Raw genomic sequence first — 13,107 nt, forward strand, 5'->3', positions numbered from 1 at the left:
TTGCGGGATGGCGTAGCGTCATTGCTGGATGAAGGCGTGCGAGTTGATCCTAGTGAGACTGTCACCCTTAACCATCAGTTAAGACCGACTAAACAAGATGCGAATTGTCGGCGTGCCTCGGAATCGTGAGGATGCAAGGCGCCGACGCCGTCGGACCACCACAAAAAGCAGGAGACAGCATGCACCCCAGAAGCCTGATCGGGCGTCAGTCGCGCCTGCCCTGGCTCGCGGCTGCGGCCACGGCGGCGACCGTTGCTGCCGCGCCGGCCGAGGCCCGCGTCACTCGCATCGTGATCGACAGTGTCACGCCACTCACGGGGCAGGCGATCCTGTACGAGCAAATCCGCGGCCGCGCCTTCGGCGAGCTCGACCCGAACGATCCGCACAACAGCGTCATCACCGACATCAAGCTGGGTACGGACGCCGATGGCAAGGTGCGCTACGAGACCACATTCAATCTGGTGAAGCCGGTCGACATGAATCGCTCCAGTGGCTTCCTCTGGCATGACGTGCCCAACCGTGGCGGCGCCGGCACCATCGTCGTCGACGAACGCGAGCTGGGCGATATCGGCTTGCGCAGCGGCTGGCAGGCGGACAACGCCGGCAATACAGGCATTGCCGCCAATCGCGCGGCGGGTACCAATCACTGGGTGGCGGCGCCCATCGCGAAGGTCAACGGCTTGGCCGTCACAGGCAACGTATTCGCGCGGATCGTCAACCAGAGCGGCGCGGACTCCAAGCCGCTGACGGTGCAATCGAACCCTATGCCCTACCTTCCAGCAACGCTGGACACGACCAAGGCGACACTGAAGACGCACACCAAGGAAACCGTCGACGGCGTCATCACCGAGGGTCCGAGCATCGCCGCGGGCGACTGGGCGTTCGCGAAATGCGACGCCAGCAATCCGTTCCCCGGTACTCCGATCGACAACAACCCCGCCAACGCGCCCGGCAATCTGCCCGTGCACATCTGTTTGCGGAACGGCTTCGATCCCAACGTGCTGTACCAGGTGGTGTACCCGGCGCAAAACGCTTACATCCTGGGCGTGGGCATGGCGGCATTCCGCGACGTCGGCACCTTCTTCCGCTACGAGACTACCGACGACTTCGGCACGCGCAATCCGATCGCCGGTTTCGTCAAGGGCACGGCCGTGCGGGGTGTGTCGCAGTCCGGAAACATGGTACGGCAGTTCATCTTCATGGGTCTGAACCAGGACGAACGCAACCGCAAGGTCTACGACGGGGCCTGGCCGATCATCGCGGGCCGCCGGGTGGCCGCCAACTCGCGCTGGGCCCAGCCGGACGGCGTGCTGGAACTCTACCAGCAGGGCAGCGAAGGCCCGCAGTGGTGGGTGGACTGGGCGGACCCGGTGCGCAACCAGCCCGCCGGCAGCATCTTCTCGCGTTGCAACACGAACAACACCTGCCCGAAGGTGATCGAGCATTTCGGGTCGGCCGAGGTGTACGCACTGAAGCTGACGCCCGAGTGGATCGGCACGGCCGGCGACGCGGACATCCCGCTGACTCGCAACGTTCGCCGCTACTACGTGCCGAGCACCAACCACGGCGGCGGCGCAGGCAGCTTCACGCACATCCCGGCGACCACCACCGGCCCCACCTGTCCCGGCAACAACTTTGGTCGCGCCACGTTGGCGGCGAACCCGGTGCCGCACACGGAGATCACCAACGTGCTGCGCCTGGCCATGCGCGACTGGGTGCTTAAGGGTACGCCGCCGCCGCCGAGCCGGTGGCCCACGCTCGCGGGCAAGACGCTGGTCGACGCGAACAAGGAGGCGATGGGCTTCCCGGACGGCGTGCCCGGCATCCCGGATTCGATCTTCCTGCCGGAGAACTTTGCGTTTCCGGTGTTCGACTACGACTGGGGCCCGCAATTCAACCACGCGGAAGCTTCCGGCGTGCCCACCAACGTGCCGCCGCCCATCAAGAAGGTCATCCCGATGAAGGTACCGAAGGTCGACGCCGACGGCAACGAGATCGCGGGCGTACCCACCGTGCTCGTGATGGCTCCGCTGGGCACCTACCTGGGCTTCAACATCACCGCTGCGGGTTTCCATCAGGGGCAGGTGTGCAACTATGTGGGGGGCTATGTGCCGTTCGCCCGGACGCGTGCCGAGCGGATCGCCCGTGGCGACCCGCGCCTCTCGCTCGAGGAGCGCTACGGCAATCACGAGGGCTACGTGGCCGCGGTGCGAGCCGCCGCCGAGAAGGCGTTCTCCGAGGGCTTCCTTCTCCCCGCGGACCGTGAGCGCCTCATCCGTCAGGCGTCCGACAGCGCTGTGCTCCGCTGACGAGGAGAGAAATGCGCTACCAGCATCGCCTTCTCAGGATTCATGAAGTGCTGGCGGAGACGCTGCTGAGCGAAGCCGCGCTCTCGATCATTTCCACGAGCGCGGCTGCGGACGTCGACAGTTCCGGGCGGCTCCGCATTGCCAGCAGCAGCACGCGTTCCATCTCGATGCCCTCGAGGCCGACCTGCACGAGGTTGAGGGCTTGGGCATAGAGAGAGGCAGCCGCGCGTGGCAGGATCGCCAGGCCGAGCCCGCATGCGACCATGCGGCACATCGAATCGAAGCTGCGCACCTGCACCCGGATGCGTGGTGTGCGCTTCACCGCGTCGGCCGCCGCCATCACCTTGCGCGTGAGCGATGCGCTTCGCGCCAGAGTGACCAGGTCATAGTCGAACACGTTCACTGTGGAGGCGTTCTGCTGACTGCCCAGCGCGTGACCTGCCGGCACGAGCAGGACCAGCTGGTCGACATTGCAGACGATTGTCTCGAGGCCTTCGTGCGGCACGTTGTCGCCAATGACGGCAAGCTCCGCCGAGCCTTTCTGCACGGCGCGGATACCGTCCTCGCTCAGGGCATCTTCCATGTCGATCACGACATGGGGGTAGCGGCGGGCGTACTCTGCCAGCACGCTTGGCAGGAAGCCTCCGAAAGCGGAAGGATTGGCGCACAACCGCAGGTGACCGGTGGCACCCGAGCGGAAATCGTCGACGGCCTGCACGAGCTGTTCCAGGCGCGCAATCACTTCGATCGCGTGTCGGTGCAGGGTCTGTCCCTCCGGCGTAGCGGTCACGCCGCGCTGCCCCCGCTGGAGCAGGGCGATGCCGCAATGCCGTTCGAGATCGGCGATGCGCTTGCTGGCCGCTGGGAGCGAAACGCCGAAGCGATCTGCGCCCGCGGTCAGGCTTCCTGCATCGACGACCGCGACGAAAAGGCGCAGGGAGACGAGATCGAAACGATTCAGGTTGATCATGACGAGTGGATTTGACCACTGCGCCGAGTGAGACCGCCCAGGCAAGAAAAAACCCCGGAAGCCTAGGCTTGACGCGGGGTTTGCGGGGTTTTCTGAAGCTTCCTGAGACAGCTTGAAATCCGTCACTGGAGGGAGGGAGACGTTCGCATATCGGGCTGCAGGGCGCATTGACGGCCTCTTATCATCGCGCTCCTTTCCTCCTCTCGCCCAGCCATGGGCCGTTACTCCCAATGCTCCGCGCCCTCATCTGTCTGCTGCTCGCCCTTCCCTTTGCCGCCCAAGCCCAGCCCCGAACCTGCCTCGTCGTTGGCATCAGTGACGGCGACACCCTCACGGCCCGCTGTGGCTCTCCAGGCTCATACGAGCAGGTGAAGGTCCGGCTTGCAGCCATCGATGCTCCTGAGTCACGTCAGCCCTACGGCCAGCGAAGCAAGCAGGCTCTGAGCGCGCTTTGCTACATGGAACAGGCTCGGATCTCGCCACGCGACACCGACCGATACGGCCGGACTGTGGCGGATGTGAGATGCCGCGGTGAGGACGCCGGCCGGCACCAAGTAGCTGGCGGCTGGGCTTGGGTCTACGAGCAGTACACGACCCGCGACGACGGCGCGCTGTTCAAGATGCAGTACACCGCCCGTGCGCAGCATCTAGGGTTGTGGGCCGATAGGGAGCCCCTGGCGCCGTGGGAATGGCGGAAGGTACAGCGCGGCGGCTGACGCTGGTGATGTTGGGCAGTGGAGGTGTCTGTACCATCATGAGTGCAGCCCAAAGTTCGGGCAGTCCATCAAGATTGATGTGATCATCAAGGACATTGATGGAACTCACCGACGCTACCATGCGAACGTAAGTGACTTGAATCACGTCGCTCCGCTGCAATATTCCAAGGAAGAAGTCGAAAAAATCGTTCGCTCCTAGACTTGAGGCTGCAATGTTTAACCTATTTCGTCACTCACATCTTCTCGAGGCTACCTCCCTCTCCCGTTTCGTCCGAGACACGTCGTCGGCGGAGAAGAAGCGCATCTATGCGAACGTGATCTCGAAAGCCTCTTTGGAGCAGCGCCTCCTGATGGAGTCGGTAGCGGCGAACAAAGGGGATCATGAGTCCAAGCAAGGTACTAGTACCCACGACGCAGCGTAACTCGCCCGCTGCCCGACAGACGGCCCGCTTCGGCGGGCTTTTTCATGCCTGTCTGGTAGTGCAACATGTATGCACGCCACCCAGGCTCGCCAAGTGAGCGTTTCGCGTTCTTGCAGGCGGTGTCCGTGAGCGGCATCTGGGGGCATTTTCGAGGGGCACCGCTCGGATCGCGGTTTATGCCCCCAACTGTGCCCCCCGTTTTGGCTCGGGCTGTCAAAGCACTTTGGCGGACAACATAGGCAACAAAAAAGCCCTAGAGCGTAGTTCTCAAGGGCCTTTCGGTCGTCCGTGGCGCTTGTCGGCGCTACTTCTGGAGGAGAGGGAGACCTCCAGTCCTCCTAAGTCAAACCGTTTCAATCCGCCAATAAGTTGCTATAACTTCATATAAATCAACAGGTTATGTAACAACAGCGCGTTTCAAGCAGGCCGCATAGTCCGCAATCTGTTCCAGCATGAAGGGGGGTATAAAGGGGGGTCAAGAATTTGGAGAACAGCATGCGGACGACCCAACGCCTGACCGCGCCAAGCATCGCGCGGATAGCGGAGCCGGGCTACTACAGCGACGGCGGCAACCTCTTTTTGCAGGTGAGCAAAACAGGCACCAAGTCGTGGATCTTCAGATACGGCCGCGATGGAAAGAAGCGAGAAATGGGGCTCGGGCCGCAGCAGTTGATATCGCTCGCGAAGGCACGTGAAAAGGCGCTGCAGTGTCGCCTGCAGCTTCTTGAGGGCCTAGACCCGATCGCACAGCGCCAAGCACTGCAGGATGCCGACCGAACCGCGGCGGCGCAGCGCATAACGTTTAAGCAGTGCGCCGAGAAGCTCATCGAGAGCAAGCGGCCTGGTTGGAAGAATGCAAAACACGTGCAGCAGTGGGAGAACAGCCTCGCGCGTTACGCGTATCCGCACATCGGCGATTTGCAGGCGTCGGAAATCAACACGGCCGCCGTGCGTAAGTGCCTCGATCCAATCTGGAACACGAAGACCGAGACAGCAAGCCGCGTGCGCCAGCGCATCGAGGCCGTGCTCGATTGGGCAAAAGCGCACGGCCACCGCACCGGCGACAACCCGGCTGCGTGGAAGGGTCACTTAGAGGCAACAATGGCGGCGCCTGGCGACATCCAAAAGCGCGAGCATTTCGCCGCGATCGATGTGAAAGACGTTGCGGGATTCACATCCTCGATTCGAAAGCGCACCGGAGGCGCTGCTCGCGCCTTGGAATTCGTGATCCTTACGGCGACACGCACCAGCGAAGCGATCGGCGCACAGTGGGGCGAGATCAACCTTGCCGCGGCGATCTGGACTGTCCCGGCCGCGCGTATGAAGGCCAAGGTCGAGCACACCGTGCCGTTGAGTCCCGCCGCCGTAGCGCTGCTGAAGACCGCAAAGAAGGCAGCCGGCAACAGCCCGTGGGTGTTCCCCGGCGCGAAAGAAGGCAAGCCGCTTTCCAACATGGCCATGTTGGAACTGTTGCGAGGCATGGGCACCAAAGACGCGGCAGGTGAGCCGGCGACCGTCCATGGGTTTCGATCGACGTTCCGCCAGTGGGCAGCAGAACAAACGACGCATCCGCGCGAGGTTGCCGAACACGCCCTCGCCCATCGGCTGCCCGACAAAGTGGAGGCCAGCTACCAGCGGTCGACCCTCTTCGTGAAAAGACGCGCCTTGATGAGCGATTGGGCCGCTTATCTTGCGAAATCCTAGTGCAGTGACAACGCAGTTGTTTCGTGCTAGTTCAAGACGAAAAGAGCCGATTCAAGCCTTGCATTCCTGGTGCTGATTGGTCGGACTCCCGCAGGGGGCGGATAGGCGGCAAACGAGGGGGCAATCTGCGCGAAAAGGCGCGGAAATCAAGCCGCAGCGCGAATCGCGTTCAAAGACCGAGACTCTGTTTCAAGCGCCGCAATCGCGGAGCTCTGAACAGGAGTCCCTCATGTCCAACACCTTCGCCGCACCGGCCGGCTCGGCACGCGCAACCCTCGAAACCTTCCATGTCCTGCCGAGCGATGCTCGCATCAAGACAGAGACCGTATGCACGCTCCTTGCGTGCAGCAGGACCACGCTTTGGCGCCGCGTGAAAGAAGGCGCGTTCCCTGCTCCTATGCGTGAGGCGTCGAACGTGATCCGGTGGCGAGTGGGGGACGTACGCAAGCACTTGGCGAGCGATGCGGCATGACGACAGCAGGCAGTCAAACAGTCCGGCGAGTTGGCGCATCTCCGGCTGAGTGGGAGCATTGGGACTTGATCCTGGGCCTTGGTCCCGACCTACTCCCGATCGTCGCCGATCCGAGCGCTCCCGTGCGGTCGGGCTCAAGTCTGCAAGGGAAGATCGGCAAGGTACCAAGCCTGTTCGATCAGAACGGCCTGGTGATGGGCTTCACCAACTGGACAGTTCATTCGACAAGCGACGCCGAGATATCTCGCTGGAGTTCGGAGCCTCGATTCGGCATCGGAGTGCAGACGCGCGACCTAGTGGGAATCGACCTTGATCTTACGGACGCGAACTTGGTCGATCGGGTGGCCCGCCGGATTGAAATTCGCCTTGGCATGCGCTTGCCCGTGCGATCCCGGACAAATAGTTCCCGATGCCTGCTCGTCTGCAGGGTTAGCGGCTCACGCAAGAAGACCGTCATCCCTACCGATCACGGAAGAATCGAGATCCTCGGCGAGGGACAGCAGTTTGTCGCCGGGGGAATGCATCCATCGGGCGAGTTCTATAGTTGGGATGGCGATGGCCCTAACGGCTTGCCTGCGGTCATCCCCGCGGTGCCGAGCTCGTTGTTCGATGCGTGCATAGCCGATCTGCGCGCCGAGTTCGGCACGAAGTTGCATTTGTCGATTCCGGCCAAGCCCGTAGTTAGCGACGATCTTGACGCGCTGGTGAGCGGGGAGACCCTCGCTGACCTTGAAAGCGCGACCATGCACCTGGCAGCGGTCGGGTACGGCCGCGAATACGACGATTGGGCGTGGACCGGCAACATGCTCAAGAGCCTAGGCGACCCAGCGAAAGGCTTGTTCCTTCGCTACTCGCTGGCGCTTGGCAACGAGAAGCCCGGAGAGGCCGAGAAGAAATGGCCCCAACTTCGCGCCGACCGTGCCGGATACCGAGCCGTCTTCACGAAGGCGCAAGCCCTCGGATGGATTAACCCGCGCAAGGCCGCGACGCCAGAGTCGGTACTCGAACGCTTCAAGAGGATGCCGCGCGCTGACATCCTGAAAGAGTGGGCACCGCTCGCGGCTGCCATGTCTAAAGAATCCGGAGCGGACTTCATGGCCCTCGTGCATGAGCAAACGAGCGTCGGCAAGCTGATCCTGCGTCAGTCCCTCAACGACGCCCGTCGCCACTTGGCCCGAGACAAGCGGAAGAATGCCTTCGAGCTTCGAGCCGCCGCGCGCAAGATGATCGCGCTGCAACCGGAAAACTCGGTTGCGCAGGCGCGCGAAGTTGGGGATGAACTCATCAAGAATGAGCCACCCGGCACGCTAGTCCTGTTCAACAGCATGGTGTCGCGAGTCAGGGAGGCACCGCCACCCTACATGCATCGGGTGGACGACTCGACCGAGCCGCCGCCGCCGCGCCTCGTCGTTGAAACGCACACAGAGACCAGTATGCGGGAACTGGTCGAGAACCATGTGGTGATGTGCGAGTTGCGCGACGATCTGTTGGCGCCTATTCAGGTGCCGAAGATCATTCTCGATCCACTTCTAGAACTGAACGCGGCGAACGCGCCGACCATCCGCGGCCTGCTGACTCATGCCATCGTCCTGCCCGATGGGTCGATCTTGTCGACCAACGGGCTCGACCCAACCACGGGTCTGTACGTGTCCGGCATCACGAATACCAACTACCGACCGTATTCGGTTGCTGAGGCGGCCGAAGCTCGCTTGAGGTTGAAACGAGTCGTCCTGGACGGGTTCGAGTTTGCGAGCCCGCTAGACGAAGAAGTCGCCCTCGCCGGCCTTTTTACTGCCATCCAGCGAACATTGATGGACGCGGCGCCGGGGCTGGCCGCCCTGGCCGGCGCACAGAGCAGTGGGAAGACCACCCTCTTACGACGCATCCACGTGCTCGCGACAGGGCGCGACATGGCGGTGTCTACGCTCGCCATCGGCGATGAAGCGGAGATCAAGAAGAGCATTTTGGGAATGCTGATGTCGGCGCCCGCCATGGTGGTCTTCGACAATGTGCCAGACGGGTTCACGGTGCACTCGGGCGTGCTCGGCGGGGTCATGACCTCCTCTGTTTTCTCCGCGCGCCTGCTGGGCGGAAATCGAAACGTCGAGGCACTGACTAATGTCTTGTTCTGCCTGAGCGGAAACAACCTGACGCTAGGCGCTGACGAGATCACGCGCTGGATGGTGACGCGGCTGGAGCCAAAGCGCGCGCGGCCCGAGGAGCGGCAGTTTCGAAACTCTGACGTGGTCGGCCACGCGCTGAGCATCAGCGACGCGGTGCTGCGCGATGTCATCGGCATCATCGCCGGCTTCATCAAGAGCGGCGACCGGTTGGCATTGAGCGGCACCCGTTTCCCTGCGTGGGACCGGATGGTGAGGCAGCCCCTGATCTGGGCAGGCGGTGGAGATGTTGCGCAGGTGTTCCGAATGAACGAGGAAGACTCGGAGCACGCGCAATCGCTCCGTGCGCTTGTTCGGCTGCTCCGCGCTGCCTTCGGAGATGAGACGTTCTACGCGCGCCACGTCGCCGAATTGGTGACGGGCTTTCCGTCCGGTGAAAGCCGCGACCCAGACCTCGGGCCCAAGTTGCGGGACGCACTGGAAGGCTTGGCGGCAAGGGACCCGAGCAAGGCGAAGTCTGTTTCACGCGTGCTGAACGCGAAGGCGGAGCGATGGGTGCAGGTCGATGAAATGACGGGCGAGGCCTTACGGCTTACTCGGCGTGTCGACGGAGATGGCGTCGCTTGTTTTGCCATCAGGCCTTAGTTCGATCGGCCGGTATTTGGAATACCGGCTCACCACCCGTCACAAGTCAAACCCCTTCTTTTCTCAAATGCATGGTGTTGGCGCTGGAGCAGTGAGGCAACCGGTATTCCAAATACCGGCCTGCGAGGTTCAACCAAAGGAGCAGGCAATGGACATCGATGCACGTCACCCCAGCCGCGCGCCCTGCCCGCGGCATTCCTGGCGGTCTGATGGCTCTAGGCCGTGCCTCATCCTGCGCCGCCGTGCTTGTGACAGGCAGGTTCACCCGCATTGCGTTCGTGAGCAGTTCGCAAACTCACTATTGCCTGCAGATCACGAACGGTCCGGGGACCCTACAGGGCCTCTTCCACCGTGCGGGCACACAGAGGCCCGCTATGCAGTTGGCCTGGTCAGTAGTTTCTTGAATGAGAATCCAAATGAATGAAGTAAACGCAACGGCACTTGGTCACGGCGGTGCTCGGCCGGGCGCTGGCCGAAAACCCAAGAGTGCCGACGCGGCGCCGACGCGGATTCAAGAGGCAGGCACCACGTTTCAAGAGCAGCGAGCGCGGCACGAGAGGATCAAAGCCGACGAGCGCGAGTTGAATCTGCAGATCAAACGTGGGGAGTACGTCCTGCGGTCTGCGGTGCGCGATGCAATGGCAATGTGTCTCGCCACGCTCGCGCAGGGCCTTCGGTCTCTGCCTGACAACATCGAGCGCCGATTGCACGTGGCACCTGAAGTTGCTGAAGAGATCGAATTTGCAATTGATACCCGACTGGCAGAGATCGCAGATTCGATGTCCGACTTCACGACAGAGTCGGTACACCGTGCTTGACGACGGACTAGACGAGCAGATGGTCCGCATCGTCGAGGCGGCCGTCTCCCGCGGGATCGAGCGCATGCGTGAGCTCAACCTCTCGCCTGATGTGTTTGAGTTCGTCGAGGGTCAGATGCGCGCTGCAGCAACGACGGCCGGGCGTGCTCTGCGGCGCCACGTGACCGGCGGCCAAAAGCACTAGACGAAAACTGCAAGAACCCGACTGCGTGACGATTTCGCCGAACCCTCGCTAACCGGCACAAGAGGCTTGCCCCCTCCAATGGCGCAACGCGCCCAAACAGCCCGAAACGCCCTACTAACGCTACCTCGCGAAATTGGGCCGCAGTGGGATTCTCGCGATCACTCCCAAACTGCGTAGAACCCAACTGAGGAGCGCCATGCAAATCCCCGAGCCCCCTGTTTCACCCGCCGTACTGTGGCGTCTTAGTGCATGTGCACGGATGGCTGGAGTCAGCCCCTCTGTGCTCGCGGCCACCATTCGTGAGGACCAGATTCCCGGCTGCTCGGTCGTTGAGCTCGGCCCCCGGCGTATCCGGCATATCCGCCGCCCCGATGTCTTCTACGCCTGGCTATCCGGCAACCCGCGGCCGGCCGACCCCCTGCTCGCGACAAGGAAGGAATGCAAATGAAGGCCACGGACCGCCAAGCAGAGATCGATCAGATCGATACCCGCCTTCGTGCACTCAACGCCGAAGCCAACACGCTGATGAAGACCCGCCGTAACGGGCCTGCGATTCGGAAGCACATTCACGCTCAACTCGACGCGGTGCACTCACGGGATCACACCGACCATCTGACGGCGCTGGTCAGCCTCGCAGATGGGGGCTCCGAGTCACTGTTGGCTGTGAACTTGGCGATCGAAACAGTGAGCGGCCCGGCTCAGGTGTCGCTCGATCTCGCGCCGCTGATCATTCGGCTCCTCGGCAAGGACGCAGTTGCTGAGGCCCTGACTCGGCCGCTCACGGACAGCGCCGGGGCGGAGGCGATTCGACATAGCGCGCGTGCAGTGGCTATCAACGCGGAGGTAGAGCGCCTCAGTTCCCGCCGTAACGAGTTGGTTCCCCATGAAGCTCCCGAGGAAGCGACGGAGCAGGAGCTCACGGCCGCGGCTGAAGCGGCTTACGCGCTCCGCAGAAGTCGGGGCTGAGGCGTGACGAGCGATCGCGAAGTCCTCTTGGTGTCGAAGGCTAGGCCAATCACGCCTGCCGCTGAAGAAATCCAACGCGTGCTCGCCGAATATCCCGAGATCGGCGTGCACGGGTTTCAGGTTTTCCCCCCTCTCCGCCCTGGCGCCGACTTCGTTGAGCAGGTCGAAACTGCGTACGCGTGGTTTGCAGATGCGCCCTTGCGCCGGCGGCTACTGATTCAGCACGGCAGCTACCGCGTCAAACATTTGGTTGAACGATCTGCACGGACCTACGTGAGCAATGGTGCGGCGATCGTCGCCGCCGTGCTCGCGGGGTTCGAGCCGGTGCGATCGCGACCTGGCCCCAACTGCAGGTTCAAGCTGCGATGAGCACGAGCACCGCCGACCGCCGACTGCAGCGCATCCGTGCAGCAATCAGAGCGCGAGGCCTGCACATCGAGCCTATCGGAACCGGGAGCGCAGTGCGCGTGCGCGGCCCTGGAGTGCACGTTGTCGCCGCGTCGCTCGCCGACATCACTGAACACGATTTAACCCCCGCCGATCCACAAGACCTCAACGCATTCAGAGCAAGAAAATGACTTCACCCGTCGATACCAGCGTCAAGAATTTCAACAGTTCGATGGCAAACGCGCCCGTGCTCAGCGGCACGGCAGGATCGCTCATCGCTCTCCTGGACGCCTGCCTGAAGGATGGTTTCAACACCGTCGCGTTGAGCTCCCTGGTCGTTGCCGGGGGCGTGGCGACGGCGACCTACACCGGCACGCACGCTGCGCTTGTAGACAGCGTGGTGCTCATCGCAGGCGTGACTGGCGGCCCCACGGGATGGGCGGACCTGAACGGCGAACAGAAGATCGTGACCAAACCCGGCGCCACCTCGGTGACATTCGCGACCGCGTTGCCAGACGGAACGGCCACCGGCACGATCACGATGAAGATGGCGCCTCTCGGCTTCACCAAGCCCTTCACCGGCACCAACAAAGCGGCATACAAGTCGAGCGATCCCGCGTCGACAGGCTGCTATCTCCGCATAGACGACGCAGGCACCACTTCATGCCGCGTGGTCGGCTACGAGACGATGACCGACGTGGATACCGGCACCGGTCCCTTCCCAACGGCCGCGCAAATGTCAGGCGGGGGCTACTGGGCTAAGAGTTCGGCGGCCAATTCGACAGCGAACACATGGGCGCTTGTCGGCGACGGGCGATTCTTCCTGCTCTTCGTCGCTCCCTACTCGGGCGCCACCCCCGCATGGTTCAACGGCTTCACGCGAGGTTTCGGGGACCCCATCGCGTACAAGCCCGCAGGTGACGCCTATTTTTGCGCGCTGAACTACGCAGGGGCCAGCGGCATCTCGACGATGCATGACGGGTGTTTCGATGTCGGCACCGCTGTTCAAACGGCTACGCCGCGAAGCTACACCGGGTTGGGTTCTTCCGCCTTGCACGCGAGCTATCCGTACACAGGCATTGGTAGCGCTCCGTCCGGGTCGGACTCAACGATGGGCATCTTTCCGAGCCTTGTCGATGCCACGCTCCGTCTCGCCAGGCGGTACCTTGCATCGGGAACCGGGCAACCCGCACGCGGCGAACTACCGGGCTTGTTCCACGTGCCGCAATCCGAGTGCATGAACACGTTTAGAACGCTAGATAAGACCGTGGCATCCGGCACCTTGAACGGGCGGAAGTTGCTCGCGCTAAATCCAACTAACAACCCGGGGGCGACCCTGAACGTCGCAAACACTGGGGTTTCCTTCGTAGACATCACTGGCCCTTGGCGGTGAA

At 62.6% G+C, this 13,107-nt stretch carries 11 protein-coding genes; 10 read left to right on the plus strand and 1 reads right to left on the minus strand.

The genetic code is table 11. From position 1 onward, the window contains the following. The first annotated feature begins 179 nt into the window (after positions 1-179). The gene (locus ACSQ89_RS21955) at positions 180-2,309 is read left to right on the plus strand and encodes an alpha/beta hydrolase domain-containing protein (protein ID WP_436296388.1); all 2,130 of its coding nucleotides are present in this window, start codon (positions 180-182) and stop codon (positions 2,307-2,309) included. Positions 2,310-2,349: 40 nt separating this feature from the next. Here ACSQ89_RS21955 and ACSQ89_RS21960 read toward each other — a convergent pair whose 3' ends face one another. Beyond that, positions 2,350-3,279, minus strand: a complete 930-nt coding sequence (locus ACSQ89_RS21960; protein ID WP_436296389.1) for a LysR family transcriptional regulator — start codon at positions 3,277-3,279, stop codon at positions 2,350-2,352. A 230-nt stretch (positions 3,280-3,509) separates the two neighbouring features. On the opposite strand from ACSQ89_RS21960, the gene ACSQ89_RS21965 reads away from it, so the two are divergent. From ACSQ89_RS21965 to ACSQ89_RS22005, 9 genes are all read left to right on the plus strand, one after another. Continuing rightward, a complete protein-coding gene (locus tag ACSQ89_RS21965; protein WP_093106027.1) occupies positions 3,510-3,995 on the plus strand; it encodes a thermonuclease family protein in 486 nt (161 codons plus the stop codon). 917 nt (positions 3,996-4,912) lie between these two features. Beyond that, positions 4,913-6,121, plus strand: a complete 1,209-nt coding sequence (locus ACSQ89_RS21970; RefSeq protein WP_436296390.1) for a tyrosine-type recombinase/integrase — start codon at positions 4,913-4,915, stop codon at positions 6,119-6,121. A gap of 229 nt (positions 6,122-6,350) precedes the next feature. Further along, positions 6,351-6,593, plus strand: a complete 243-nt coding sequence (locus tag ACSQ89_RS21975; protein WP_436296391.1) for a helix-turn-helix transcriptional regulator — start codon at positions 6,351-6,353, stop codon at positions 6,591-6,593. Between the two features lie 65 nt (positions 6,594-6,658). After that, on the plus strand, positions 6,659-9,358 hold the full coding sequence (locus ACSQ89_RS21980; RefSeq protein ID WP_436296392.1) for a hypothetical protein: 2,700 nt from the start codon (positions 6,659-6,661) through the stop codon (positions 9,356-9,358). A gap of 416 nt (positions 9,359-9,774) precedes the next feature. After that, the gene (locus tag ACSQ89_RS21985; protein WP_436296393.1) at positions 9,775-10,176 is read left to right on the plus strand and encodes a hypothetical protein; all 402 of its coding nucleotides are present in this window, start codon (positions 9,775-9,777) and stop codon (positions 10,174-10,176) included. Continuing rightward, positions 10,169-10,360 (plus strand): hypothetical protein, encoded by a 192-nt coding sequence (locus ACSQ89_RS21990; protein ID WP_436296394.1) that lies wholly within the window; start codon positions 10,169-10,171, stop codon positions 10,358-10,360. The genes ACSQ89_RS21985 and ACSQ89_RS21990 overlap by 8 nt, the downstream gene beginning before the upstream one ends. A 444-nt stretch (positions 10,361-10,804) precedes the next feature. Continuing rightward, positions 10,805-11,326 (plus strand): hypothetical protein, encoded by a 522-nt coding sequence (locus ACSQ89_RS21995; protein WP_436296395.1) that lies wholly within the window; start codon positions 10,805-10,807, stop codon positions 11,324-11,326. A 78-nt stretch (positions 11,327-11,404) separates the two neighbouring features. Continuing rightward, complete coding sequence (locus ACSQ89_RS22000; RefSeq protein WP_436296396.1) at positions 11,405-11,695, plus strand: hypothetical protein; 291 nt, start codon at positions 11,405-11,407, stop codon at positions 11,693-11,695. Positions 11,696-11,900: 205 nt separating this feature from the next. Beyond that, the gene (locus ACSQ89_RS22005; protein ID WP_436296397.1) at positions 11,901-13,106 is read left to right on the plus strand and encodes a hypothetical protein; all 1,206 of its coding nucleotides are present in this window, start codon (positions 11,901-11,903) and stop codon (positions 13,104-13,106) included. Position 13,107: the final 1 nt, after the last annotated feature.

The organism is Variovorax sp. LjRoot175 (assembly GCF_964253805.1).
Classification (GTDB): domain Bacteria; phylum Pseudomonadota; class Gammaproteobacteria; order Burkholderiales; family Burkholderiaceae_C; genus Variovorax.